Raw genomic sequence first — 24,847 nt, forward strand, 5'->3', positions numbered from 1 at the left:
GACGGGAGACGATCAGCCGTTGTCGGCGATGTCCTCGAGAACCGCGAACATGGTTCGAACCGGAACCCCGGTGCCGCCCTTTCCGGTGTAGCCGAAGGGACCACCGGTGTTGTATGCCGGGCCGGCAACGTCGATGTGAGCCCATTCCACGCCGTCGGCGACGAATTCCTTCAAGAACAGAGCAGCGGCGAGCATGCCACCTGCTCGACCGTTGGTGACGTTCGCGAGATCGGCGACCTTGGAGTCGAGTTCGCGGCGAATCTCCTTCGGCAGCGGCATGGCCCAACCGTTCTCGCCGATTGCCTGCGAAATCGCTGCGACGCGGTCACGGAAGTCGTCGGTACCCATCACGCCGGGAGTCCTGTTGCCGAGTGCGACGACCTGAGCGCCCGTCAGCGTCGCAGTGTCGATCAGGTAGTCCGGATCGTCCTCGCAGGCCCGCACGATCGCGTCGGCGAGTACCAAGCGGCCCTCGGCATCGGTGTTGATCACCTCGACGGTGATGCCGCCGTACTGGGTGAGCACATCACCGGGGCGCTGAGCGGTGCCCGACGGCATGTTCTCCGCCATCGGGACGGTGGCGATGACGTCGAGCGGCAGACCGACCTTGGCGGCGAGCACCACGGTGGCGATGACCGCTGCCGCACCGCCCATGTCCGAGGTCATGTTCTCCATGCCGGCAGCCGGTTTGATCGAGATGCCGCCGGTGTCGAATGTGATTCCCTTACCGACGAGGGCAACCTTCTTTGCGCCGCGCTTGCCTCCCGAGTGCGTCAGGCGCACGAGCCGAGGCAGCCGCGACGATCCCTTGCCCACTCCGTGAATGCCGCCGTAGCCACCCTTCTCGAGAGCTTTGTCGTCGAGAATCTCTACCTCGAGACCGGCCGCTTTGCCCAGCGCCTTGGCCTGAGCCGCGAATTCCTCCGGGTAGAGATGACTGGGCGGAGTGTTGACGAAATCCCTTGCCACGGCTACCGATTCGGCAATCGCGATCGACCTCTCCAATTCGCGCTTGGCATCCTTGGAACGAGTGTCGGGCACCAACAACTCGATGCGAGTCACCGGAAGAGCAGACGGCTTCGGTGCCGAGAGAGCCGACTTGAACTCGGCGAACTGGTACGCGCCCAGGAAGAAGCCCTCGGCAGCCGCACCCAGATCGAGCGCCGAGAGCGTCGTGGCCGCCGTCTCGACACCGGACAGCGCGCGAGCCGCGGTGCCGGCCGAGTGACGAATCCGTTCACTGTCGATGTCGGCCGCGTTGCCGAGGCCCACGGCCAACACACTCGCCACGGCCAGGCCGGCCGGAGCCGGAATACGCACTACTTCGTCGGCCTTGCCGGTGGCACCGACGGCTTCGAACGCGTCGAGCAATTCGGTGGCGATCGCGTCGTCGGAAATGTCGTCGGTGATGGAGAGTTCGAGGCCGTCGTCACTCGTGCTCAATGCGACGACGAGGACGTCGACTTTCTTACCGAGCTTGCCCGCGAGAACCAGGTCGGGTCCGAGAGTGCGGGTGAGCGTCGAGGGGGAAGGCACGTGGTTGCTCCTGTAGGGGTTGACGTGTACGTCCCTCGATCCTAATGACGGTCGGCGGCGTCGACGATCGAGGGACGCACCGGGGCGACCGACCCGAGACACCCCGCGTGGTGAGCTAGCGTGGCCGCCATGACCGACACCGAGTTGATCGAAGGACCACTCCACGCCGTGCACACCGAACTCGGCGCGACGTTCGCACCCTTCGGTGGATGGACCATGCCGGTCTCGTACGCCGGCGTCGTCGTCGAGCACACGGCAGTGCGTGAAACGGTGGGTCTGTTCGACGTCGGCCACCTCGGCAAAGCGTCGGTGACCGGCCCCGGGGCCGCTGCGTTCGTGAACTCCGTACTCACCAACGACCTGGCCAGAATCCAACCGGGCAAAGCGCAATACACGCTGTGCTGCACCGAGTCCGGTGGCGTCGTCGACGACCTGATCGCCTACTTCGTCTCCGACGAGGACGTGTTCTTGGTCCCCAATGCTGCGAATACGGCAGCTGTGGTCGCGGCGATGGCTGCCGCTGCCCCCGCCGGGGTCTCGGTGGTGAACCGGCACCGCGAGTTCGGAGTACTGGCCGTGCAGGGGCCCAAGGCGTCCGAGGTTCTGCAGGAACTGGGTCTACCGACCGATATGGACTACATGGCATTCGAGGACGCCACCTGGAACTCTCTGCCTGTTCGGGTCTGCCGGACGGGCTATACCGGTGAACAGGGCTACGAGCTGATCCCGTCTGCCGACGACGTGGAACCGCTGTTCCTGGCGCTGCTGGCCGCGGTGCGGTCTCGCGAAGGGCAGGTGTGCGGGCTCGGTGCCCGCGACACACTGCGCACCGAGATGGGATACCCGCTGCACGGACACGAGTTGGCACTCGACATCTCGCCCCTCGAAGCACGCTGCGGCTGGGCGATCGGATGGAACAAGGCCTCGTTCTGGGGCAAGGACGCATTGACCGCCCAGAAAGCATACGGTCCGGCACGTCTTCTGCGCGGGCTCAAAGCCCTCGACCGCGGCGTTCTACGCCCCGGTCTCACCGTGCGCGCGTCGGGACGCGATCTCGGAACGACGACCTCCGGCACTTTTTCGCCCACTCTCAAGGTCGGTATCGCCCTCGCACTCCTCGACGCGACGGCCGCGCCTGCGGTGGGTTCGGAGGTCGAGGTCGACGTTCGGGGCCGCGCCCTGCGCTGCGAAGTGGTCGCACCGCCGTTCGTCGTCGCCAAGACCAGGTGACCGCGTGAGACCGCCACGAACCCCACGATAGGATTCCCGGCATGACAGGTGTTTCCGAATTCACGTACGTGCAGCATCCTTCGCCCGCAACCTCCGCGGCGCGTGACGCGGTACTCGCTGCGCCCGGATTCGGAAAGCACTTCACCGACCACATGGTGAGCATCGACTACACCCGTGACGGCGGCTGGCACGACGCGAGGATCACCCCGTACGGTCCGATCGAACTCGACCCCGCGGCGATGGTCCTGCACTACGGCCAAGCGATCTTCGAGGGCCTGAAGGTCTACCGTCAACCCAACGGCGATCTGTCCACGTTCCGGGTGCAGTCCAACGCCGAGCGGTTCCGTACTTCGGCCAAGCGGCTTGCCATGCCCGAGATGCCGGACGACCTGTTCATCGGCTCGATCGAGAAGCTGCTCGAGCTCGATCACGAGTGGGTTCCTGCCGCGGGCGGCGAGGACGCGCTCTACCTGCGGCCCTACATGTTCTCCACCGAAGCCGGTCTGGGTGTGCGCCCCGCCGACGCCTACCGGTACATGCTGATCGCCTCACCCGCAGGCGCGTACTTCCCGCGTGGCGTCAAACCGGTGAGCGTGTGGTTGTCCACCGAATACGTCCGGGCAGCACCGGGCGGCACCGGTGCCGCGAAGTTCGCAGGCAACTACGCCGCCTCCCTCCTCGCGCAGGCGCAGGCCAGCGACGAAGGCTGCGATCAGGTGGTGTGGCTCGACGCCACCGAACGCCGCTACGTCGAGGAGATGGGCGGCATGAACCTGTTCTTCGTCTTCGGCTCGGGTTCCGACGCCCGGCTGGTGACCCCCTCGCTGTCCGGATCCTTGCTTCCCGGCATCACGCGCGACTCGCTGTTGGCCTTGGCGACGGACTCCGGCATCCCCGTCGAGGAGCGACGGATCTCCACCGACGAGTGGCGCAAGGGTGCCGAAGCGGGCGAAATCACCGAGGTGTTCGCGTGTGGCACGGCAGCTGTCATCACTCCGGTGGGCAGCGTCAAGTCCACCGACGGTTCCTTCGAGATCGCAGGCGGAGAACCCGGCGAGATCACGCTCGCACTGCGAGACACCCTCACCGGCATCCAGCGAGGCACCTTCGCCGATACCCACGGCTGGATGACCAAGCTCCGCTGATCAGCTGCCGATCAGCAAACCCACCGCGGCCGACGCCGTGGTGGTCTCGATTGCGGCACCGAGAACATCGCCCGAGAGGCCACCGAAGCGTCGGACGCAGTGTCGAACGGCAAGCACCGACAGTGTCAGGACCGTGAGGACGACCAGCGGCCCTTGCCAGGGTCGATCGGGTTGCGCGAAGACCGACGCAGCGGCTGCCGCAAGCACCCACAGCGTGAGAACGGCGTTGGACTGTGTTCCGGCCACGAGCGCGCCGAAGCCGCCCGACGTCGATGCGTCGATTCCCTTGCGGCAGGCCAGGACTGCCGCCACCCGGGCAGTCACCGCGACCACGACGACAGCCCACCACAGTCGCTCCTGCGCGAGTTGACCCAGACTCGCCGCCTGAATCGCTGACGTCAGAGCAATGGCCGCCACCCCGAACGGTCCGGCACTACCGGACTTCATGACCTCCCGCGCACGTTCGGGCGGGCCGTAACAGCCGAGCCCATCGGCGGTGTCGGCCAACCCGTCGATGTGCATACCGCGCGTCAGGAGCGCGGCGGCGGCAACGACGACGAGGCCGCACAGGATTGCCGACAACCCGGCAACCGTCGTCGCCCACAACAGTGCCGAACACACGCACCCGAGGACGAGACCGACCAGGGGAGCGTGCGCCAACGCGCGACCGGCGCGGGCCCTGTCGACCTGCGACGGGCCACGCACGGGCAGCACCGTCAACCACGAGAACGCGAGCGCCAGACCCTCGGCCCGCAGCCTCACGGTCAGCGGACTTCGGTGTCGCCGGTGCTGACGCCGGCGTCGGCGAACGTCGCCATCGAATTCAACGTGTCGACTCCCGCACGAACGAGCGGCAGCGCCGCCAACGCGCCGGAACCTTCACCGAGTCGCATCGACAGCTCCACCAACGGCTCGAGTCGCAAGTGCCGCAAGGCAAGCGAATGGGCAGGCTCGGCCGAACGATGCCCGGCGACCCACCAGGCACTGGCACCGGCCGCACCGTCCTCCGCCACCAGTGCTGCTGCGGTGACGACGAGACCGTCCAGGATCACCGGGGTACGACGGTGGGCCGCCTGGGCGAGGAAACCGGCGAGGGCAGCGATGTCGGCACCACCTGCCACCCGCAGCAGGTCGGTGGGATTCTTGGCGACCGGCCGAGCCCGCCGCATCGCGTCCCGGATCGCCGCGGTCTTCCTGATCCACCCGGCGTCGTCGATTCCGGTGCCACGGCCGACGGCAGCGACCGGTTCGGTATCGGTGAGGGTGGCGATCAATACGGTTGCGGGCGTTGTGTTTCCGATGCCCATGTCGCCTGCGACGAGAAGGTCCGCACCGGCGTCGACCTCCTCGTCCGCGATGGCAGCGCCGACGGCGACGGCGGCGCGCACCTCGTCCTCGCTCAGTGCGTCCTCACGGTCGATCGAACCACTCGAGCGCCGAATCTTGTAGGCGGACACCGATGGATCGGTATCGGCGTCGACAGCGATGTCGACCACTCGAACAGTGGCCCCGGCGATGGTTGCGAGGACGTTGACCGCAGCACCGCCCGCGCGAATGTTCTCGACCATCTGCGCCGTGACCTCGGGCGGGTAGGCAGACACTCCATGAGCGGCGACGCCGTGGTCGCCGGCGAAGACGACGACACGGACGCGCTCGAAGGACCTCGGCGGACTGACATCCTGGCAGGCGGAGATCCACTCGCCGAGCGTCTCGAGACGGCCGAGGCTACCGGCCGGCTTGGTCAACCGGCCTTGCCGCTCGGCAGCTTCGTACCGCGCCGAATCGGAGGGCGAAGGTACCGGACGAAACGGTGAGGGTGCCGGGATCTCGTCCACAGGAGTTGTCACACTGGGCCTTTCGCGGTCAGGGAATCCGCCGGTGGTTCTTTGAGGGTCAGCGCGAGACCCGCGACGACCAGCAGAACCCTGTCACACACGTGCGCGAGACGCGCATTGAGGACACCGAGTTCGTCACGGAACAGTCGACCCGAACGCGACTCGGGAACTACTGACATGCCGACCTCGGGGCTGACGATCACGAGACTCGACCTGCAGTCCGAGACCGCCGCGACCAAGTCGTTCACGGCCGGAGCAATCGTCCCGCGAGGCAGGTCCCAGGCCGCTGCGTCGTCGAGCATTCCCGTCAGCCAGGTGCCCAGATCGTCGACCATCGTGGTGCCGCCCCAAGGCTGAGCCACCACCGTCGCCAGCCCGGTGACGGTTTCGACCGTGGTCCACTCGGGCGGACGCGACGCACGATGGAGTTCGATGCGCTGCTGCCAGTCTTCGTCGGCCGCATCGCGCTGTCCGGTCGCGACGTAGCGGACCGGGCGGGTCGTGACCAACGATTCCGCGTGCGCGGACTTACCGGATCTGGCTCCGCCGAGGACGAGCGTTCGAGACGGCACGACCACCGACGTCAGACGGCCTCGCCGGCGCTCACTCGCGGCTTGGGGGCACGCATCTTACGAATCTGCGACGCCCGTACGAAGGCGTACCAGCCGATCTTGAAGCCGCCGTCGGGGGTGTCGGGGAACCGGACGCGAATGCGGTTGTTGATCATCTTGCCGAGATAGATGCCCTCGCCGACCATGAACAGCATCATCACGAACATGCCGAGAGTGACGTACTGCTGTACCTGCGGCTGCAGGAACAGCGCAAAGATGAGAATGAGAGCGAGCGGCATGAACAAGCCGACAAGATTGCGCCGCGCATCGACGATGTCGCGAACGTAGGCACGCACCGGGCCCTTGTCGCGAGGCAGCAGGTACTTGTCGTCGCCCGCGAGCATGCGTGCCCGACGCTCCGCAGCTGCTGCACGCCGTTCGTTCGAGGCAGCCTTACGGTCTTCCTTGCTGCCTTTGTTCGCCTTGCGGCGCTCTCGTGCCTCTTTGCTCGTCAGAGGAGCCGGAGCGACCGGCCCGCGGCGGCGGGCCTCGGCGTCACGGCGCTTGGGGGTCGGTCGGCCTTTGCCGAGAGACACCGGCGAGGTCGCCTCGCCGGCGGACGCAGTCGACTCGGGCTCGTTCGAGTCCTGTCCGTCCGAATTGTCAGAGTTTCCACGGCGTAGCAGCTTCACGCAACCAGAGTATGGGATGAGCGGAGGCACTCGAACACCGGCCAGGTCAGCGGCGCAGCACCGGATGCTGTTCGGGCACTACGGTCCTACACTTCCGAGAATGCGAGTGATGATTGCGCCGGACTCCTTCGGGGACACCCTGACTGCCGCAGACGCAGCCGCCGCCATTGCCAGAGGATGGGCGGGCGTCAGAAGCGGTGACGAGTTGGAACTGGCACCCCAATCCGACGGTGGACCAGGGTTCGTCGAGGTACTGGCCTCGCGCATCGGCACAATCCACGTCGCCGACGTGGACGGACCGCTCGGGACGCCGGTGCAGGCCCGCTGGCTGCTCGACGGCACGGTGGCGTACATCGAATCGGCTCAGGCCTGCGGGCTGCACCTCGTCGACGGTCCGCTGACTCCGCAGTCGGCGCTGAAGGCGAACAGCTACGGCGTCGGCCAGCTGTTGAGCGAGGCGTTGACCAGTGGCGCGACGTCGATTGTCGTCGGACTCGGCGGGAGCAGTTGCACCGACGGCGGACGAGCGATGATCCGCGCACTCGGCGGGCTGGGGTCGGCAATCGAACGGTTCTCGGGAATCGACCTCGTCGCCGCGTCGGACGTGGAGAACCCCCTGCTCGGCGATGCCGGCGCTGCTCGGGTGTTCGGGCCGCAGAAGGGTGCCGACACCGAGACGGTCGAGCGACTCGAAGAACTGAACGCCGACTGGGCTGCCGTTCTGTCGGCTGCGGGCCACGACGTGGCAGACCGTCCCGGTGCGGGTGCAGCGGGCGGAATGGGGGCGGCCCTGTTCGCGCTCGGTGGCAGGCAGGTGCCGGGTGCTTCCGTCGTGGCGGAACGAACCGGTCAGCGGGAACTCCTGGACTCCGTCGACCTGGTGTTGACCGGGGAGGGAAAGTTCGATTCCCAGTCGCTGGGAGGCAAGTTGGTGACCAGAATCGCCGCTGCAGGCGGTGCCACCGGAATCGAAACCGTGGTGCTCGCCGGCCAGGTGACGTTGAGCGAGCACGACCTGGCGTCGGCCGGTATCTCGGCCGCTCACTCGATCAGCGAGTTCGCCGGGTCTGTGGAGGTGGCCATGACCGATGCGGCCAATCAGCTCGAAAAGCTGGCCGCGCACTTGGCGAGCAGTGCTGTTGCCGGGCCCTCGAACAGGGGCGGCGCGCGCAAGGAATAGAGCAACCCGGAGTACGGTTGAGTTTGTTCACGGGTTTGGTACGACTGATAGGGAGAGCCCATGACCGTTTCGAATGAGACCACAACGACCGAAACCACGGCGCACAAGGTCACCATGACGGAGACCGCTTCGGCCAAGGCCAAGGCGTTGCTGGACCAAGAGGGCCGCGACGACCTCGCGCTGCGCATTGCTGTACAGCCCGGTGGGTGTGCAGGACTGCGCTATCAGCTCTTCTTCGACGATCGAAGCCTCGACGGCGACCTCGCGGTCGACTTCGGCGGCGTCACCCTCGCAGTCGACCGGATGAGCGCTCCCTACGTGGAGGGTGCATCCATCGACTTCGTCGACACGATCGAGAAGCAGGGCTTCACGATCGACAACCCGAACGCGACCGGATCGTGCGCGTGCGGCGACTCGTTCAACTGAGCTGACTCGCTCTCGACTGTGACCGATACACGTATTCGTGTATCGGTCACAGTCGTGTCTGCTCGTCGGTCATCCAGAACTACACTCCGAAAGGCCCTTCTTCGTGACTCTCGCGGTATCCGGCTCGATTGCAACCGACCATCTGATGCGATTCCCCGGTCGGTTCGCCGAGCAGATCGTCGCCGATCAGCTCGCGAACATTTCGCTGAGCTTCCTGGTGGACGACCTGGTCATCCGTAAGGGGGGAGTGGGCGGAAACATCGCCTACGCCCTCGGGGTCCTCGGCGGCTCTCCGCTCCTCGTCGGAGCCGTGGGGCCGGACTTCGCCGAGTATCGGACCTGGCTCGAAGAGCACGGAGTCGATTGCAGTGGCGTCAGCGTGTCCGCCACCGCGCACACAGCACGATTCGTCTGCACCACCGACGAGGACATGGCGCAGATCGCGTCGTTCTATCCCGGTGCCATGAGCGAAGCCCGCGACATCTCCATCGACGCGCTGGCCGCGCAGCACGAGCTCGATCTCGTGCTGATCGGGGCCAACGATCCGGAGGCGATGACCGCCCACACGGACCAGTGCCGCGCGGCAGGTGTTCCGTTCGCCGCCGACCCGTCCCAGCAACTCGCGCGACTCGACGCAGCACAGGCCACCGACCTGATCGATGGGGCGGCATACCTGTTCACCAACGAATACGAATGGGCACTGCTCAAGCAGAAGACCGGGATGTCCGACGCCGATATCGCGGACAAGGTGGACCTGCGGGTCACCACGCTGGGCAAGCGAGGCGTGGACATCGTCGAAAAGGGTGGGAAGCACACCCACATCGGTGTCGTGCCCGAGACGAGCAAGGTCGATCCCACCGGAGTGGGCGACGGGTTCCGTGCAGGGTTCCTCACCGCGCACCTCGCCGGAGCGAGCATCGAACGAGCTGCTCAGCTCGGTTCTCTTGTTGCCGTGCTGGTTCTCGAGACCACCGGAACGCAGGAGTGGAGTCTGAACCGCGACGATGCGATCAAGCGCCTGAGCGCGGCGTACGGTGCCGAAGCCGGCGAGGAGATCGGCGCGCTGCTGCCCGCCTGAGATCGGCTTCCCTCAGCGGGATCAATGCGGCTCTGTTGCAATCTGAGCGACTGAAATCCACATTGATCCCGGGGGGGAGACGGGTGTACCAGTCAGATGTTGACCGGGTACTCCGGTTCGGCGATCTGCGGAACGATGCGCTTCTCCACGAAGATCCCGTGCCACACCATGAAGATGAGCAGCGTCCACAGGCGACGGCTGTGATCCGATTTGCCTGCCCGATGGTCGTCGAGCATGGCGACGATGGCTGCCTTGTTCAGCAGGTGATCGGTCTGTGACTCGGCGATCTGCTGGTGAGCCCAGTCGAAGAGTTCGGTACCGCGCAGCCAGTGGCGCAGTGGCACCGGAAAACCGAGCTTGGCGCGGTGCAGCACATGACCGGGAACGATGCCTTCCAGCGCCTGGCGCAGTGCGTATTTGGTAGTGCTCTTGGTGATCTTCTGCTCCAGCGGCAACTTCTCTGCTACGCGATAGACCTCGGAATCGAGGAACGGGACGCGCAGCTCGAGCGAGTTCGCCATGGTGATCTTGTCGGCCTTGACCAGAATGTCGCCGCGAAGCCAGGTGAACAGGTCCAAATGCTGCATGCGAGCCACGGGATCCCACCCCTGCGACTGCGCATAAATGGGTGCGGTGACGTCCTGATGCGTCCACTCGGATCTGAACTCGCGCAGCACAGATCGCAATTGCGCATCGTTGAAGCTGCGCGCATTGCCGTAGTAGCGCTCCTCGAGGGTCATCGATCCTCGGTGCAGCAAGCTCTTGCCGCGCGTGCCTTCGGGAATGCGCTCGCTCAACGATCCGGCTGCGCGGCGGAGAAATGCGGGCAGAGACTCGAACGGCTTCAACGACAGCGGCTCGCGGTAGATGGTGTAGCCGCCGAACAGTTCGTCCGCACCCTCTCCGGAGAGCACGACCTTGACGTGTTTGCGAGCTTCTTTGGCGACGAAGTAGAGCGGTACGAGCGCCGGATCGGCTACCGGGTCGTCCAGGTACCAGACGATTTCGGGAATGGACGCCGCGAACTCTTCCGGTCCGACCACTTTCACGATGTGCCGAGCACCTATCGCGGCTGCCGACTCCGCTGCAACATCGACCTCGGAGTAACCCTCGCGCTCGAAGCCGGTCGTGAAGGTGATCAAGTTCGGATTGTGTCGAATTGCCAGTGCCGCGATGGCCGTGGAATCGATGCCGCCCGAGAGGAAGGAACCGACGGTCACGTCGGCTCGCATGTGCTTGGCGACCGAATCTTCGAGGGCCTCGGCAATCTCCTGGTAGCGAGCCTTCTCGCTGCCGGGAGCGAAGGGCTTCACCGGGAACGTCGGTGTGAAGTATCGGGTGATCTTCGGCGGCGTACCGGGGGAGAGGGTGGCGTAGCAACCCGACTCGAGCCGCCTGATCCCCGAGTGCAGCGTCTCCGGCTCGGGGACGTACTGAAGCACGGTGTAGTGCTCGATGGCCCGCGGGTCGAGGTCGAGATCGACGCCCAGCAGCTCCATCAGTTCGAGAACGCTCTTCTTCTCACTGCCGAACGCGGTTCCACCCGGGCCCGTGGCGTAGAACAGCGGCTTGATGCCGAATGGATCGCGCGCGATGAACATCTCGCGCGTCTCGGTGTCCCAGATGGCGAAGGCGAACATTCCTCGCAGACGCTGCACGGCGGCAGCGCCCCAGTAGTGAAATGCCGCGACGATCGACTCGCTGTCACCTTCGGTGGCGAATTCTGCACCGTGATCGCGCGCGAGCTCCGCACGCAACTCGAGGTAGTTGTAGATCTCGCCGTTGAACACCAGCGCGTACCGGTCGGGTGAACCGGGAGGCCCCCACCGCATCGGCTGATGCGAGTGTTCGATGTCGATGAACGAAAGTCGATTGAAGCCGTACACGACGTCGTCGTCGTGCCAGGTGCCACCGGCCTCGTCCGGGCCTCGATGGCGCATGCAGTGAGTCGCCGAGCTCACCAGCTCGACGCCGGCGGCGGTCGTTCCGTGAGACGTCAGTACTCCGAGCAGTCCACACACAGCGTCTGCTACCTCTTCTCGCAGTTGGGGACAATGCCGGGGGCCGGATCTCCGCGTGTCGTCAGCGGGACGGTCGATCAGCAACCGAGTATGCCGCAGACACGCTCGAACCTAGGTAACGACCCAAGGGTGGCTCCGCGTCAGCTTTGGTCTACGCTGCGTAGTACTCGGGCATCTCCATGTGGAAGCCCTTATTCTTCAGTGGTGGGCAATCAGGAAGGCGTGAACGTGGCGCATAGTCGGATCCTTCGGCGAGCGGGGCTGACAGCATTTCTCGGTGTAGCCGCGTTGATGCTGTCGGGCTGTTCCATCAGCAGTGACAACGTACTCAATTTCGGTTTCGCTTCGGGCGTCACTCCGCAGGGACGACGCATCGGCGACCTGTGGACCTGGTCGGTCATCGCCGCCCTGGTCATGGGCATCGTCGTGTGGGTCTTGATCTTCTGGGTGGTGCTCTTCCACCGTAAGAAGAAGAGCTCCCCGGAGTTCCCGCGTCAGACCGCGTACAACGTTCCGCTCGAGCTGTTCTACACGGCGGTTCCGTTCGTGATCATCGCCGTGCTCTTCTACTTCACCGTCGTGGTGCAGAACTACGTCGACGAGAAGCAGGCAGATCCCGACGTCCAGGTCGACGTGACCGCATACCAGTGGAACTGGAAGTTCGGATACCGGACCATCGACCTCAAGGACGGTGCTGCCAAGTACGAGGGCACCGACGAAGAGGAGCAGGCCGCCGCGGAAGCCGCCGCAACTCCCGGTGAAGGTGCCGAGGGTAGCGAGGACGGCGAGTTCGTGCCCGGCGCGATCCACGGTGCAATTCCCCAGGATCTGTCCTACCTGCACTACAACAAGATCGAAACGGTCGGTTCCAGCGCCGAGATTCCGGTGCTCGTCCTTCCCACCGGCAAGCGCATCGAATTCGTGTTGGCATCCTCGGACGTCATTCACGGCTTCTGGGTTCCCGAGTTCCTGTTCAAGCGCGACGTCATGCCGAACCCGGAGGAGAACCACTCCGACAACGTGTTCCAGATCAGCGAGATCGAACGTGAAGGATCGTTCGTCGGTCGGTGCACCGAAATGTGTGGCACCTTCCACTCGATGATGAACTTCGAGGTTCGCGCCGTGTCTCCGGACAAGTTCGAGCAGTACATCGAGCTGCGCAAGCCTGTGGCCGAGGGTGGCGAAGCGCTGACCAACGCGCAGGCACTCGAAGCCATCGGTGAGAGCCCGCTCGCGACCAGCACCTCGCCGTTCGAGACCGATCGTACCGTCCGTACCGCCACCGTCGCCGAAGGCAACTGACCAAGGAAGCATGCTGATATGAAAATCGAAGCGAAGATCTTCGAGATCCTCACGGTCTTCTTCCTCCTGGTCGGCATCGTGTATGCGCTTTTCACCGGATTGAGCCGAACCGGCGTCGAGTGGGCAGGCGTCACGGCGATCTTCCTGTCGGTCGGCCTGACGCTGATCGTCGGAACATACTTCCGATTCGTCGCTCGACGGCTCGATACTCGGCCCGAAGACTTCGACGACGCCGAGGTAAGTGATGGTGCAGGCGACCTGGGCTTCTTCAGCCCCGGTAGCTTCTGGCCGTTCGTACTGGCAGTGGCGGCGTCGATCACCGCTCTCGGCTTTGCTTTCTTCCAGCCCTGGTTGATTGCCCTGGGCGTCGTGTGCGTCATCGCCTCGGCCGCTGGATTGGTCTTCGAGTACCACATCGGTGCCGAACGCCACTGACCTTGTAGTCACCCGAAAAGGGCCCCGATCGTTCACGAGAACGATCGGGGCCCTTTTCTGTGCGACCGTGTACACCGGGGACATCGCTCGAGTGCAGAGGCATCTTCAGCCGGCGGGGGTCGAGTGCCTTTCGGCCGGAATTGTGGCGAGCTGACCGATGCGTTCGCGAGCTGCGGCTGGTGTGAGTACCTCGATGTGATCGCCGAACCGAAGTAGTTGACGTACCGACTCGATGTCGTGATAGCGGACGACGACGGTGCACCAGCCGTCTTTCGCTTCGGAGACATCGTGGATGCGACTGGCGAGTACCCGTCGAGCCAGGTCGAGGCCATTTTCCGGCAGGCGGACGGTGACGCTCACGGGACCTCGCCTTTCGGTGCGATCCTTCAACGCTGCCCATTTCGTGCGCCGGGTTGGACAGCGGCTGTTGGCGCGAGTTGTTCGTAGGTCGATAGCCGTTCCAGCGCGAACAGCCGACCGTCTCCTGGACGGGCTAGTCGAGCACTCTGTCCTGAGCACCCCCCGCGCGAGCGAGATCGGACTCATGGTGCCCGGACGCTCGGAGGCAAGCGATGACATGTTCACCGACTGGGTCTCGAAAGGAGTTGCCGTGGCGCAGGAGCCACACGACGCCGTGTTCGGCCGCACGTTCGTGATCGCGGACCCCGACGGCAACCTCATCCGGGTATCGCCGATCGACTGAGACGCACCACGCCCACATGCTGAGGGTCGGTGAAGGACCGGCCGCACACAATGGGTTGGTCTTCATCGTGGCTGCGCATAAACGCCCCCGAGGACCACGGCGCGGATCCGAACCCGTCAGGAGGCGTCGGCCTCGTGCAGCGTCGACGACGCTTCCGCCGTGGATTCGAGCAATGCATCGAGTGAGATCTCCAACGCATCACACAGTGCGGCGACGGTGAAGAACGCCGGGGTTGCGATTCGCCCGGTCTCGATCTTTCTGAGCGTTTCGACGGAGATGCCGGCGGCGTCGGAAACCTCGGTCATGGTCCGGTTGCCCCGGTAACGGCGCAAAGCTGTGCCCAAGCGGGCTCCACGCGCGAGTTCACCGGGACTGAGTGGGATACGGACCATACACCGATACTAATACCGGTCGAGACCGACCGGGCCGATGCTCGCCACCGATGGGTCTGCGGGCGACCGGCAGGTGAGTGCCAATTCAGTCTCAGGCTCTGCCGCGCTTTGCATCGGTCGCTCTCGGCGGGGGAGGGGAGTGGCACCTGTGCGAGTTGCAGCATCTGGTTCGTGGACTCGTACGGTCCCGATCGAGATCCAGCCGGATGGTGTCCGGACATGTGTCGAGCGGGTAGCACCGGCACCACACGAAGAAGGGCGGCACCGTTGCCGGTGCCGCCCTTCAGCGGAGTGCGTTGTCAGGACTCAGTGATCGCGATCACTGTCCTGACGACCCGAAGAAATCGAGGTGTCTTCGTGTCCGTTGGCATGGCCGTTGCCGTCGGCGTGGCCATTGGAATGACCGTTGCCGTTGGCGTGACCGTTGCCGTTCGTATGGCCGTTGCCGTTCGAGTGGCCGTTGCCCAGAATGCCCGCTTGGTAGTTGCGAAGCATTGCCAACTGCTCGTGCTCGCCCTGGTGGAGTGCATCTTCGAGGGCTTTGCTCTGCGCAACGGGGTCCGGGGTGAACAGAGAACCCGAGCCTGGCTTGCCCGCAGAACCGAGCTTGTTCATCTTCTTGGGCACCGCGGCACCCTGGTAATCGAGCGGGATCGGGTGACCGTGGTCGTCGACCGGTCCGAGCGGCTGGTGGATCTCCACGTACTGGCCGTGCGGGAGTCGCTTGATGATTCCGGTTTCGATGCCGTGCTCGAGAACTGCCCGGTCGCTGCGCTGCAGGCCGATGCAGAACCGGTACGCGACGAAGTACGCGATCGGCGGAGCAATGAGCACTCCGATTCGACCGATCCACGTCATCGCATTGAGCGAGATGTCGAACTTGTACGCGATCAGGTCGTTGACGCACGAGAGCGTCAGGACGACGTAGAAGGCGATGGACATTGCGCCGATCGCAGTACGGACCGGCACGTCGCGGGGACGCTGCAGCAGGTTGTGGTGCGCGTTGTCTCCAGTGAGACGCTTCTCGATCCACGGGTAGGCAATCATCACGGTGAAGACGAGGCCCATGATCACGGCCACCCAGAAGACTGCAGGAATCGTGTAGCGACCAGCGATGTAGATGTCCCATGCCGGCCACAGACGCGCCAGGCCGTCGGTCCACATCATGTAGAAGTCGGGCTGCGAACCTGCGGAAACCTGAGACGGGTTGTACGGTCCGAGCGCCCAGATCGGGTTGATCTGCAGCAGTCCACCCATTGCCGCGATGACGCCGAACGTCACGGCGAAGAACGCGCCGGACTTGACGGCGAAGACCGGAAGGATACGAACGCCGACGACGTTGGTCTCCGTACGACCGGGTCCGGGGAACTGCGTGTGCTTCTGGTACCAGACCAAAGCCAGGTGAGCTGCGATCAGCGCCAGGATGATGGCCGGGAGCAGGAGCACGTGCGCCACGTACAGGCGGGGAATGATGATCGTGCCGGGGAAGTCCCCGTCGAAGATCAGCCAGTGCATCCAGGTGCCGACGATCGGGATACTCATCGTGATGCCGGAGAACGCCGCGCGGAGGCCGGTGCCCGAGAGCAGATCGTCGGGGAGCGAGTATCCGAAGAAGCCCTCGAACATCGCCAGGATCAGCAGCAGGCAGCCGATGACCCAGTTGGCCTCACGGGGACGCCGGAACGCACCGGTGAAGAAGATGCGCATCATGTGCACGATGATCGACGCGGCGAACATCAGTGCTGCCCAGTGGTGGATCTGTCGCATGAACAGACCGCCGCGGACCTCGAACGAGATGTCGAGGGCAGTGGCGTACGCACGCGACATGGTCACGCCATTGAGCGGGAGGTACGAACCGTCGTAGACGACCTCGCTGAGCGACGGATCGAAGAACAGAGTGAGGAAGACGCCGGAGATCAGCAGGATCACGAAGCTGTACAGCGCGATCTCACCGAGCAGGAACGACCAGTGGGTGGGGAACACCTTGTTGATCTGGCGGCGCAAACCTGGTGCCAAGTGGTAACGACTGTCTACGTCGTCCGCCTGCTTGGCGGCGAGGGTTTGCAGTGAAGGACTCATGAATCACGCTCCGGTCGACGTTCCCAGAAGGCGGGACCCAGTGCTTCGTGGAAGTCGTGCTGTGCCACTAGGTAACCCTCCTCGTTGACTGTGATGGGAAGCTGAGGCAGCGCGCGCGCAGCCGGTCCGAAGATCGGCTTGCCGTACTCGAGCGCGTTGAACTGCGACTGATGGCAAGGGCAGAGAATGCGGTTGGTCTGCTGCTCGAACAACGAAGTCGGGCAACCCAGGTGCGTGCAGATCTTGGAGTAGGCGTAGTAATCGCCGTAGTTGTAGCTCTCCTGGCCCTTGCGCTTGATGACCGTGCTGGCGTCGTCGGGACGCAAACGGATGAGCATGACTGCGTTACGGATACCGCGGAGTGACATGAGCAGGTCGTGCTCGCTTTCGCGGTCCGCCTCGCGGAACGGGAAGACAGTTTCCATGGCACCAGCGTCCAAGTCCTCGGGCCGAACGAGAACGACATCTTCCGGTCGCCCGGTGTCTCGTCGGAGGTAGATCGTCTCTCCATCGTAGCGAGGCGTCCAACCGGATACCCACAACGGAGAATCTTCGCCCTTGGCCCACGGATTCTTGATCAGGCCGCCGAGGGGGAGCAATGCCATGACGCCGAGAGCGCCACCGCCGAACAAGAGCGAACGCTTGATGACCTTGCGTCGTCCGATGGTCGACGTGTCGAGCGAGTCTCCCAGCTCGGCGACCAAGGTCTTGCGGTCCGTCTCGGACGAGCCTCCGTCGTGGCGGTCCTGGATCGAGACCTCTTCGGGGATGAACTTCTTGGTGAACTGCACGGCACCGACACCGACGGCCAGGATCCAAGACCCATCGTCCCGCCGATCAGTGGCGTGTACAGCGAGTAGAGGTGGTAGTTCTCGTCACCGATGCCTGCGTACTGCCAGGGCCAGAAGAGGTAGACGCCGATGAAGGCGACGGCCGACAGGCCGGCGATGGCGAACCAGACGGCCACACTGCGCTCGGCGCGCTTCTCGGCGCGAGTGCCCTCCACAGCCCAGCGGTTGCGACGGAATGCGACGTCGACGCCGTCGAGGTTGGTACCCAGCTGGACCAACTCGTCCCGGCTGAGCGCCGCCAACTCCTCGTCGGAGTACTTCTTGTCGGGATTCACACCGTCGGCACCCTTGCCGTCGGTGTTGTCGGCGTCCTTACGACCGGAATCGCCGTCGCTCATGATCTTGCTCCGATCCACAGTGTTGCGCCGACGACAGCGGCGATTCCGACAACCCACAACGCGATCGCCTCGGTACCGGGACCGAAGCCTGCGAGTCCCCAGCCGCCTGCGGCCTTGGTTTCCTGAGCCGACTTGACGTACGCGATGATGTCCGACTTCTCCTCGATCGTCAGCTGACGATCGGAGAACTTGGGCATGTTCTGCGGACCGGTGACCATCGCGGTGTAGATCTGCTGCTCGTTTGCAGGTCCGAGGTCCGGAGCGAACTTGCCGGAGGACAGGGCACCGCCCTGACCGGTGAAGTTGTGGCAGGACGCACAGTTCAACCGAAAGAGCTCGCTACCGCGGGCGATGTCGTCGCCGACCAGGGACTCCTGAGCAACCTCGCCGTTCTCGTCGAGGATGACCGTGGGGCCACCGCCGTTGGCCTGGATGTAGGCACCGAGCGCGTCGACCTGCTTGTCGTCGAACTTCGGTGGCTTGCGGAGCGCCTGCGCTTCGTTACGAACAGCGGGCATGCGGCCACTGGACACCTGGAAGTAGACAGCCGCTTCGCCGACGCCGATGAGGCTCGGTCCGCGGTCCTGAACGCCCTGCAGGTTGGCACCGTGGCACGTCACGCACGACGTGTCGTAGAGCTGCTTACCTTCTCGGATCAGCGCTGCCGAATCGGTATCGGCTGTCGCGACCTGCGGCGTAGGAGTGAGGGCCGAAGCGAGAAATCCCGCGCTCAGAAGGCCCATCATCAGGACGAGGGCACCGGTGACGCGGCGGCGCGTCTTGCGCTGACGTCTCGTCTTGGCGGCGGCCTTGCCGTCGTCGGATGCTGCTGGGGGAGATGTACTCATCTTCTATCCCTTGTCGTGTCGGGACTGGCCGAACGTCGGGGGCTGAATCCGTTCGTTCGTTATCTGTGGCTTGCTGACTGTCACTAGCGGATGAAGTAGATCGTCGCGAAGAGGGCAATCCAGACGATGTCGACGAAGTGCCAGTAGTACGAGACGACGATGGCCGCGGTGGCCTGCGCGGGCGTGAACTTACTGACCAGTGTTCGGGTGATCAGGAAGACGAAGGCGATCAATCCGCCGATCACGTGCAGTCCGTGGAAGCCGGTCGTGATGTAGAAGACCGAGCCGTACACGCTGCTGGAGAGCGTCGTGCCCTCGTGGACCAGGTGGTAGTACTCGTATGCCTGACCGGATACGAAGAACGCACCCATGGCCAACGTGACGATGTACCACCGACGGAGCCCGAACACGTCGCCACGCTCGGCAGCGAACACGCCCAGCTGGCAGGTGAACGAAGAAGCGATCAGCACGGCCGTCACCGGAACAGCCAATCCGAGGTTCAGCTCGGTCGGCTCCGGCGGCCAGTTTCCATTCGCCTGCGCGCGTGCGACGAAGTACATCGCAAACAGCCCGGCGAAGAACATGAGTTCACTCGACAGCCACACGATCGTGCCGACGCTGACCATATTGGGACGGTTCAGCGAGTGCACGCGTTGGGTGATTGCCGATCCTTGAGTCCCTACTGCGCTCGTCACAGAAAGAAGTATGACCCGTCGTAGTACGGAAGGCATATCCGGGTCCGGTCTTGGCGCGTCGCGGAAGAACGATTCCGAGCGCGCGGTTGTTCCCGTGCAGGTGAAGGGGGCTGTACGGGCCGGTAAGGTCCAGTCGTGCAAGGCTGGCCTCATGGCAAAGAGCAGTGCAGGTGGGTGGTTTCGGCGGTTGTTCTCGCGGTCGACGGCGCAACGTCTGGACCCCACGCGCGAGGATCTGGTGGTAGTGGCGAGCTGCTTCGACGACGCGCGGGCGTGCTCTGCCGTACTCGACGAAGCGGCCGGCACCGAACCGGTGTGGGTCGAGTCCTCAGAGGTGCTGTTGCGGCATCACCTCGTGCTGCCCGCGCACGAGATCGACGATGCGGCAGCGGTCTCGGCGCAGGACTCGTACGAGGTGGGTCCGCAGGTCGAGTTACCGGACGACGGCGGGTATCGGCCGCGAGTCGACGACGGTGTCCCTCTGGTCCTGCAGCGGGTACAGGTGCTCGACGCGTTGCACTGCTCACAAGAGAGATCTCGTATGGCGGGTCTCGCGCAACGGCGTGGAGGAGTGGTACTGGGGTGGGATGCGCTGCAGCCCGCCTCACCCGTCGACACGTCTGACTAAGCTTCCACCGCACCGAGCGCATCGACAGCAGAAGGGCACGGCACATCCACCATGACCGCAGGGACCAGTGACGAGCAGCCGAGAACGTGGCGTCGAATCCTCGGAGCGTTGACCACGCACGCCGACCTGTCGAGCGCCGATACCGGCTGGGTGATGGACGAGATCATGTCCGACAACGCCACAGCCGCACAGATCGCTGCCTTCGGGGTTGCACTGAAAATGAAGGGCCCGACTCCCGCGGAACTGGAGGGCCTCGCCGATTCCATGCTCGCGCATGCATTTCTGGTCGAGACCGACCGTGACGCGGTGGACGTCGTCGGGACCGGCGGCGACGGTGCGGACACGGTGAACATCTCCACGATGGCCGCGATCGTCGTCGCTGCCAGCGGAATACGCGTCGTCAAACACGGCAACCGTGCAGCGTCGTCCAAGAGCGGTACGACCGATGTGCTCGAGGCGCTGGGCGTGCGGGTCACCCTGGGGCCCGCCGGGGTGGCATCGAGTGTCGAGCAGGTAGGGATCGGGTTCTGTTTCGCGCCGATCCATCACCCGGCACTTCGGTTCTCTGGTCCGGCGCGCAAGGAGATCGGCATTCCGACGATCTTCAACGTGCTGGGCCCACTGACGAACCCCGGCCGCCCACGCGCTGGACTGATCGGCTGCGCATTCGAGAATCTGGTGCCTGTCGTCGCCGGCGTGTTCGCTCGACGCGGCAGTTCGGTTCTCGTCGTGCGCGGTGACGACGGCCTCGACGAAATCACCCTGTCCACCACGACCACCGTGCACGTGGTGTCCGACGGGACCGTCACCGTCGACTCGATCGACCCGGTCGACTACGGAATTGCTCGTGCGCCCATCGAGGCCCTCCGAGGCGGGGACGCGGAATTCAATGCGGCAGTGGCGCATCGCGTGTTCGCCGGCGAACACGGACCCGTCCGTGACGCCGTGCTACTCAACGCCGCCGCAGCTATGGCCGCGCATCGAGGAGTGTCGGGAAACCTGCACGAGCGAATCGAAGCCGGATTGGCAACTGCGGCAACGGTTGTCGACAACGGTTCCGCGGCCCGCCTGCTTGCCGATTGGGCGCGCTGCACTACCGCGCTGGCCGACTGAATCACACCGATTACTCGCCGATCGAGAATCCTGCATCGACGTCGGCACTCGAATACGACTGAAACGCAATATGAGTCGTCGTACTGCGAACACCGCGGACACGATTGATGTGCTTGGTGATGACCTCGGCTATCGACGCATGATCACGCACCTTGACGATGGCAATCAGATCGACGTCACCGGCGCACGAATACACCTCCGATACGCCGTCCACATCGGCAACGGCCTGCGCCGCCTCCGGAATCAGATCGGCCTCGGCGTCGATCAAGACGATGGCATTGATCATCTGTGCTCCTCACGAATCTCCGGGCCCACACACGACGCGAGCTCGACCCAACCGAGACAACACTAGTTGCTCCGCGGGCTCCACTCCTGCCTCATCGGTCGTTCCGCGGGCTCCACTCCTGTCGCGTTGCTTCTCGGGCCGTCCGACACCACTCCTCCCACGAACCCGCAGACCGAGCAGGGCTGCAGTAGCCACTGCTGGTGCGAACGATGCGCACTCCGTCCGTGTGGAGCCACGACGCGATCAGGCCCACCTCTTCCGGCGGCGCACCGCGAAGTGGCGTCGCGTCGGGCAACACCGTCTCCGCCGACGCCGTGATCGCATCGACGACGGGCATCGGGTGCACCCCTCTCGGCGCGACGGCCGCCCCGGCCAAGCGGCCGAAGCGCACCACCATCAGCTCCCAACCACCGTCGGCCGTCCGCCTGGCCGCCACGAGCTCGGCGATTGCCGCAACCGCAGCCGCCCGGTGCATCCTGCGGAGCACGTTCACCGTCACTGCGATTCGATCGCGGAGACGCGCGGCCGTCTCGAACAGTTCGCGGTCGGCGAGTTCGGCGACGCGGCGTCGCATCGCGAACAGCAGCTCGTCGTCGTGTCCACACACGAAGGCGAGAAATTTCGCCGGGGCACCCGAGTACTGCTCGGCCGTCAGGAGCCCGGAGAACGCCGCTGGGCAACCACCCACGTCCGTTGCGGTGCACGCGTCACCGTGTCGAACCGAGCGGCCCAAACGGCGGGTACACGTACGAAGCCGACAGAACTCCGCTGCAAGAGCGGAGGCCTCCGCCGCGTCCGCCCGAACAGCGAAAGGTCCGAGGCTGTTCGGTGCGGGAGTTCGCACGATCGACAGTCGGGGAAACGCTTCGTCGGTGAGGGTGACCCACCACCCTTTGCGAGGAAACTTCGATCGGCGGTTGTAGGGCGGGACGTGAGCCGAGAGCAGCCGTAATTCGCGGACTCCGGCCTCGAGTGCATGCGCGCATTCGACGTGGTCCACGCGTGTGGCGAGCGAGACCATCTCCTTCATTCGCCCACGGGTCTCGGAACCGGTGAAGTAGTTGCGCACCCGACGCTTGAGGTTGTTCGAGGTGCCCACGTACAGGACCTCGTCCGATGGTCCTCGGAAGAGGTAGACACCGGGTGTATCGGGTAGGTGGGCGGCCAGACCGCGTTTGGCTCGTTGCCCCGCCGACACCGCAGGGAGGTAGTCGACCAGTTCCGCGTAGCTGTGCACGCCCTGGTTGCCTACCCGCTCGATCAGGCCGTGCAACACATCCACCGTGGCACGTGCGTCGTCCAATGCCCGGTGAGTCGGCCGAGTGCTGGACCTGAACAGAGTCGACAGGGCCGACAGTTTCACCGAGGGAGCCTCGTCGCGCGTGAGCACTCGCCGGGCGAGTTTGACCGTGCAGAGCACCTGGAAGCGGGGCCAGGCGATGTCGAGTCGACTCGCTGCGGCCTTGAGGAATCCTGTATCGAATCCGGCGTTGTGTGCCACCAGTACCGATCCGCGAGCGAACTCGAGAAAGCCGGGAAGGACGCGTTCGATGCGGGGCGCCCCGATCAGCATCGCCGTCGTGATGCCGGTCAACTCGACGATGTACGGCGGGATCGATCTGCCCGGGTCGACGAGGGTAGCGAACTCGCCGATGATCTCGCCGCCCCTGACCTTGACGGCCCCGATTTCGGTGATTGCCTCTGTGTCTGCGCTGCCGCCGGTGGTTTCGAGGTCGACGACGACGAACGTGGTGGCGTGAAGCGGGGTGTCGAGTTCGTCGAACGTCAGCTGGATCGGCAGGCTCACTGCGACGACGTTAGGGCCGACCTCCGACAAGAACGCCGAACACGGCGTCGGACGTCATCGTGTCGGTCGATGCCGACCGTCGGGTCGCGGAACCTGTCGGTGGCGAACGCTATCTTTCGCTCGATCGGCCGATTACACCGTCCGACCCGACAAAGAGACAAGGATCACAATGATCATCGACTGCAGTGACTGCCTGGTCCGTGACATCGCCTGTGCCGACTGCGTTGTGACGGTGCTTCTGGGGGCTCCCGGTATGCCGGCGAGATCGGATGGGCAATGGGTCGGTCCGCCGTCTCGAATCACCCTCGAGCAGGAAGAACTGGGTGCCATGGGGGTGCTCGCAGAGGTCGGTATGGTGCCCGCGCTCAAGCTCGTCGTGGACGACGACGGCACCGCGGATGTTCCCCTGTTATCGACTCGTGACACACCGGGTGATCAACGTGCCGGGTAGCGAGAACACGACCGAATTCGGTCCGTTCGGCGCGTTGGGGTCGACACAGGGGTATGCCATTTCGTAACCTTCCTGAGACCTTGCGGAGTCTTGCCAGTCCAAACCGGAGTGGCATCGCAAGTCACCGCCTAATCGTTCACTCGCGAGAGTGTTCGTACCGGGAACCCGATATCTACTGGGGTGAATCCCGCCGAGTCGCCGATGGTGGCCGGTGGGTAGGGCTGCTCTTCCCAGCCCGAACCCGTCAGCTAACTCGGTCGGCGGACGAGTGGAAGAAACGGAGCACCATCTTTCGTGGCGTCACAACTTTCCAACCGAACATTGCGGCGAGCTCTCGTAGCCGGAGCGCTCACGGCAGGCGTGGTGATTCTCCCCGCTGCACCGGCAATGGCGGCCCCTGTCACCATCCCCGGCGTCGGAACCTTCGAGATTCCTGACATCCCGGGTCTCCCTCCCCTCAACATTCCGGGCATGCCCGCTCCGGGTGCACCCCTTGCCCCGCAGGTCACCCCGGCTGCCAAGGCCGTCCAGGCTGCGGAGTCCAAGATCGGCGCTCCGTACGTGTACGGCGCATCGGGCCCCGACTCGTTCGACTGCTCCGGACTGGTCCAGTGGGCCTACAAGCAGGCCGGCATCAGCCTCCCGCGGACGAGCTACGACCAGGCCGCTGCCGGCACGCCGGTCTCGCGGGACAGCTTGATTCCGGGCGACGTGGTGTCGTTCTACGGCGGCTCGCACTCCGGTATCTACGTCGGCGACGGCAACGTCGTCCACGCATCGACGTCCGGAGTGCCGGTCAAGGTCGCTCCGCTGGCATCGATGCCGTTCGACGGCGCTCGACGCTACTGAGCCGAGCGCTCCGACCGAAGTTGTGAACCGACCGACAGGGTCGATCCGTTTCGACGGTTCGGCCCTGTTGTCGTTTCCAGGGACGCTTTCCGGGCGACACGCCGGTACGGTGGACAGCGGAGCGCCCGGTTCGTAATCTGATCGAGACCTCTACGACGTTTGGTTTGTGATCTGTCACGTGCAGACTGCGTCGATTTCGGACCGTGTTCACGTCCGCGCCCAGCTGAGCATGGGTATCGTTCGGTTCCGGTCACTTTTTCCAACCGCCACTCCAGCTGGAATGGCATATGTCAGGACGGAGAGTCGCTTTCCGTGGCGATATCGAGAACCACCCGAGTTCTACGGCTAGTAGGTAGCTCGGTGACCACAGCCGTTG

Annotated in this window: 24 protein-coding genes, 1 pseudogene and 1 riboswitch; of the genes and pseudogenes, 11 read left to right on the forward strand and 14 right to left on the reverse strand. The window is 64.6% G+C overall.

Annotated features, from left to right (window positions below):
- Positions 1-12: 12 nt before the first annotated feature.
- Positions 13-1,536, reverse strand: coding sequence for a leucyl aminopeptidase (locus E4P29_RS04925; RefSeq protein WP_032374372.1), 1,524 nt, complete (start codon positions 1,534-1,536; stop codon positions 13-15).
- Between the two features lie 129 nt (positions 1,537-1,665).
- Between E4P29_RS04925 and gcvT the strand changes: the two genes are divergently transcribed.
- Together gcvT and E4P29_RS04935 are read left to right on the forward strand one after the other, a co-directional pair.
- Positions 1,666-2,766: a glycine cleavage system aminomethyltransferase GcvT gene (gene gcvT / locus E4P29_RS04930; RefSeq protein WP_135042426.1), complete on the forward strand. Its 1,101-nt coding sequence runs from the start codon at positions 1,666-1,668 to the stop codon at positions 2,764-2,766.
- Positions 2,767-2,807: 41 nt separating this feature from the next.
- Entirely contained in the window at positions 2,808-3,911 is a 1,104-nt protein-coding gene (locus E4P29_RS04935; RefSeq protein WP_135042428.1) for a branched-chain amino acid aminotransferase, read from the forward strand.
- Here E4P29_RS04935 and E4P29_RS04940 read toward each other — a convergent pair whose 3' ends face one another.
- Genes E4P29_RS04940 through E4P29_RS04955 form a run of 4 tightly spaced genes read right to left on the reverse strand, consistent with a single transcriptional unit; the run spans position 3,912 to position 6,989 of the window.
- A complete protein-coding gene (locus E4P29_RS04940; RefSeq protein ID WP_135042430.1) occupies positions 3,912-4,673 on the reverse strand; it encodes an adenosylcobinamide-GDP ribazoletransferase in 762 nt (253 codons plus the stop codon).
- A 2-nt stretch (positions 4,674-4,675) separates the two neighbouring features.
- Entirely contained in the window at positions 4,676-5,737 is a 1,062-nt protein-coding gene (gene cobT / locus E4P29_RS04945) for a nicotinate-nucleotide--dimethylbenzimidazole phosphoribosyltransferase (RefSeq protein WP_245154183.1), read from the reverse strand.
- A 17-nt stretch (positions 5,738-5,754) separates the two neighbouring features.
- Positions 5,755-6,324 carry a bifunctional adenosylcobinamide kinase/adenosylcobinamide-phosphate guanylyltransferase gene (gene cobU / locus E4P29_RS04950; RefSeq protein WP_135042434.1) on the reverse strand — a complete coding sequence of 190 codons (570 nt, stop codon included), beginning with the start codon at positions 6,322-6,324 and terminating at the stop codon, positions 5,755-5,757.
- Between the two features lie 5 nt (positions 6,325-6,329).
- Entirely contained in the window at positions 6,330-6,989 is a 660-nt protein-coding gene (locus tag E4P29_RS04955) for a DUF3043 domain-containing protein (RefSeq protein WP_135042436.1), read from the reverse strand.
- Positions 6,990-7,089: 100 nt separating this feature from the next.
- Here E4P29_RS04955 and E4P29_RS04960 point away from each other — a divergent pair, with 100 nt between their 5' ends.
- From E4P29_RS04960 to E4P29_RS04970, 3 genes are all read left to right on the forward strand, one after another.
- A complete protein-coding gene (locus E4P29_RS04960; protein WP_135042438.1) occupies positions 7,090-8,169 on the forward strand; it encodes a glycerate kinase in 1,080 nt (359 codons plus the stop codon).
- Positions 8,170-8,229: 60 nt separating this feature from the next.
- On the forward strand, positions 8,230-8,595 hold the full coding sequence (locus E4P29_RS04965; RefSeq protein WP_027497390.1) for an iron-sulfur cluster assembly accessory protein: 366 nt from the start codon (positions 8,230-8,232) through the stop codon (positions 8,593-8,595).
- Between the two features lie 103 nt (positions 8,596-8,698).
- Positions 8,699-9,673: a carbohydrate kinase family protein gene (locus E4P29_RS04970; protein ID WP_135042440.1), complete on the forward strand. Its 975-nt coding sequence runs from the start codon at positions 8,699-8,701 to the stop codon at positions 9,671-9,673.
- A 92-nt stretch (positions 9,674-9,765) separates the two neighbouring features.
- On the opposite strand, the gene asnB is transcribed toward E4P29_RS04970, so the two are convergent.
- On the reverse strand, positions 9,766-11,694 hold the full coding sequence (gene asnB, locus E4P29_RS04975; RefSeq protein ID WP_135042442.1) for an asparagine synthase (glutamine-hydrolyzing): 1,929 nt from the start codon (positions 11,692-11,694) through the stop codon (positions 9,766-9,768).
- A 222-nt stretch (positions 11,695-11,916) separates the two neighbouring features.
- On the opposite strand from asnB, the gene E4P29_RS04980 reads away from it, so the two are divergent.
- Together E4P29_RS04980 and E4P29_RS04985 are read left to right on the forward strand one after the other, a co-directional pair.
- A complete protein-coding gene (locus E4P29_RS04980) occupies positions 11,917-12,996 on the forward strand; it encodes a cytochrome c oxidase subunit II (RefSeq protein ID WP_167735393.1) in 1,080 nt (359 codons plus the stop codon).
- 18 nt (positions 12,997-13,014) lie between these two features.
- Positions 13,015-13,431: a cytochrome c oxidase subunit 4 gene (locus E4P29_RS04985; RefSeq protein ID WP_027497386.1), complete on the forward strand. Its 417-nt coding sequence runs from the start codon at positions 13,015-13,017 to the stop codon at positions 13,429-13,431.
- 105 nt (positions 13,432-13,536) lie between these two features.
- On the opposite strand, the gene E4P29_RS26510 is transcribed toward E4P29_RS04985, so the two are convergent.
- The 6 genes and pseudogenes from E4P29_RS26510 to E4P29_RS05020 all read right to left on the reverse strand — a co-directional run bounded on the left by E4P29_RS26510 (position 13,537) and on the right by E4P29_RS05020 (position 19,337).
- A complete protein-coding gene (locus E4P29_RS26510; protein ID WP_348539759.1) occupies positions 13,537-14,010 on the reverse strand; it encodes a WYL domain-containing protein in 474 nt (157 codons plus the stop codon).
- Positions 14,011-14,250: 240 nt separating this feature from the next.
- Entirely contained in the window at positions 14,251-14,526 is a 276-nt protein-coding gene (locus tag E4P29_RS05000; RefSeq protein ID WP_135042444.1) for a helix-turn-helix transcriptional regulator, read from the reverse strand.
- A 306-nt stretch (positions 14,527-14,832) separates the two neighbouring features.
- Complete coding sequence (locus E4P29_RS05005; protein WP_135042446.1) at positions 14,833-16,605, reverse strand: cytochrome bc complex cytochrome b subunit; 1,773 nt, start codon at positions 16,603-16,605, stop codon at positions 14,833-14,835.
- Positions 16,602-17,794 (reverse strand): annotated as a pseudogene (locus tag E4P29_RS05010) (ubiquinol-cytochrome c reductase iron-sulfur subunit). The gene E4P29_RS05005 and the pseudogene E4P29_RS05010 overlap by 4 nt, the downstream one beginning before the upstream one ends.
- Positions 17,791-18,642, reverse strand: coding sequence for a cytochrome c (locus E4P29_RS05015; protein WP_135042448.1), 852 nt, complete (start codon positions 18,640-18,642; stop codon positions 17,791-17,793). The pseudogene E4P29_RS05010 and the gene E4P29_RS05015 overlap by 4 nt, the downstream one beginning before the upstream one ends.
- A gap of 83 nt (positions 18,643-18,725) precedes the next feature.
- A complete protein-coding gene (locus tag E4P29_RS05020; RefSeq protein WP_057476090.1) occupies positions 18,726-19,337 on the reverse strand; it encodes a heme-copper oxidase subunit III in 612 nt (203 codons plus the stop codon).
- A 151-nt stretch (positions 19,338-19,488) separates the two neighbouring features.
- On the opposite strand from E4P29_RS05020, the gene E4P29_RS05025 reads away from it, so the two are divergent.
- Positions 19,489-19,965, forward strand: a complete 477-nt coding sequence (locus E4P29_RS05025) for a hypothetical protein (protein WP_135042450.1) — start codon at positions 19,489-19,491, stop codon at positions 19,963-19,965.
- A 51-nt stretch (positions 19,966-20,016) separates the two neighbouring features.
- Positions 20,017-21,078, forward strand: coding sequence for an anthranilate phosphoribosyltransferase (gene trpD, locus E4P29_RS05030; protein WP_135042452.1), 1,062 nt, complete (start codon positions 20,017-20,019; stop codon positions 21,076-21,078).
- 10 nt (positions 21,079-21,088) lie between these two features.
- Here trpD and E4P29_RS05035 read toward each other — a convergent pair whose 3' ends face one another.
- Both E4P29_RS05035 and E4P29_RS05040 read right to left on the reverse strand, forming a co-directional pair.
- The gene (locus tag E4P29_RS05035) at positions 21,089-21,364 is read right to left on the reverse strand and encodes an Lrp/AsnC ligand binding domain-containing protein (RefSeq protein ID WP_027497377.1); all 276 of its coding nucleotides are present in this window, start codon (positions 21,362-21,364) and stop codon (positions 21,089-21,091) included.
- A 91-nt stretch (positions 21,365-21,455) separates the two neighbouring features.
- Positions 21,456-23,171, reverse strand: a complete 1,716-nt coding sequence (locus E4P29_RS05040) for a DEDD exonuclease domain-containing protein (RefSeq protein ID WP_135042454.1) — start codon at positions 23,169-23,171, stop codon at positions 21,456-21,458.
- Between the two features lie 169 nt (positions 23,172-23,340).
- On the opposite strand from E4P29_RS05040, the gene E4P29_RS05045 reads away from it, so the two are divergent.
- Positions 23,341-23,622, forward strand: a complete 282-nt coding sequence (locus tag E4P29_RS05045) for a hypothetical protein (RefSeq protein ID WP_135042456.1) — start codon at positions 23,341-23,343, stop codon at positions 23,620-23,622.
- Positions 23,623-23,737: 115 nt separating this feature from the next.
- Positions 23,738-23,898, forward strand: a riboswitch (cyclic di-AMP (ydaO/yuaA leader).
- Between the two features lie 18 nt (positions 23,899-23,916).
- Positions 23,917-24,471 (forward strand): C40 family peptidase, encoded by a 555-nt coding sequence (locus tag E4P29_RS05050; protein WP_209205303.1) that lies wholly within the window; start codon positions 23,917-23,919, stop codon positions 24,469-24,471.
- The last annotated feature ends 376 nt before the right edge of the window (positions 24,472-24,847 follow it).

Origin of the sequence: Rhodococcus sp. 1R11 (assembly GCF_004563845.1) — a bacterium.
In the GTDB taxonomy this organism is placed as follows: Bacteria; Actinomycetota; Actinomycetes; order Mycobacteriales; family Mycobacteriaceae; genus Rhodococcoides.

Excerpts from the sequence above, each read along its gene's own strand:
- gcvT (WP_135042426.1), top strand. The coding sequence starts at position 1,666 with ATGACCGACACCGAGTTGATCGAAGGACCACTCCACGCCGTGCACACC.
- E4P29_RS04935 (WP_135042428.1), top strand. The coding sequence starts at position 2,808 with ATGACAGGTGTTTCCGAATTCACGTACGTGCAGCATCCTTCGCCCGCA.
- E4P29_RS04960 (WP_135042438.1), top strand. The coding sequence starts at position 7,090 with ATGCGAGTGATGATTGCGCCGGACTCCTTCGGGGACACCCTGACTGCC.
- E4P29_RS04965 (WP_027497390.1), top strand. The coding sequence starts at position 8,230 with ATGACCGTTTCGAATGAGACCACAACGACCGAAACCACGGCGCACAAG.
- E4P29_RS04985 (WP_027497386.1), top strand. The coding sequence starts at position 13,015 with ATGAAAATCGAAGCGAAGATCTTCGAGATCCTCACGGTCTTCTTCCTC.
- E4P29_RS26510 (WP_348539759.1), bottom strand. The coding sequence starts at position 14,010 with ATGTCATCGCTTGCCTCCGAGCGTCCGGGCACCATGAGTCCGATCTCG.
- E4P29_RS05000 (WP_135042444.1), bottom strand. The coding sequence starts at position 14,526 with ATGGTCCGTATCCCACTCAGTCCCGGTGAACTCGCGCGTGGAGCCCGC.
- E4P29_RS05005 (WP_135042446.1), bottom strand. The coding sequence starts at position 16,605 with ATGAGTCCTTCACTGCAAACCCTCGCCGCCAAGCAGGCGGACGACGTA.
- E4P29_RS05015 (WP_135042448.1), bottom strand. The coding sequence starts at position 18,642 with ATGAGTACATCTCCCCCAGCAGCATCCGACGACGGCAAGGCCGCCGCC.
- E4P29_RS05025 (WP_135042450.1), top strand. The coding sequence starts at position 19,489 with ATGGCAAAGAGCAGTGCAGGTGGGTGGTTTCGGCGGTTGTTCTCGCGG.
- trpD (WP_135042452.1), top strand. The coding sequence starts at position 20,017 with ATGACCGCAGGGACCAGTGACGAGCAGCCGAGAACGTGGCGTCGAATC.
- E4P29_RS05035 (WP_027497377.1), bottom strand. The coding sequence starts at position 21,364 with ATGATCAATGCCATCGTCTTGATCGACGCCGAGGCCGATCTGATTCCG.
- E4P29_RS05045 (WP_135042456.1), top strand. The coding sequence starts at position 23,341 with ATGATCATCGACTGCAGTGACTGCCTGGTCCGTGACATCGCCTGTGCC.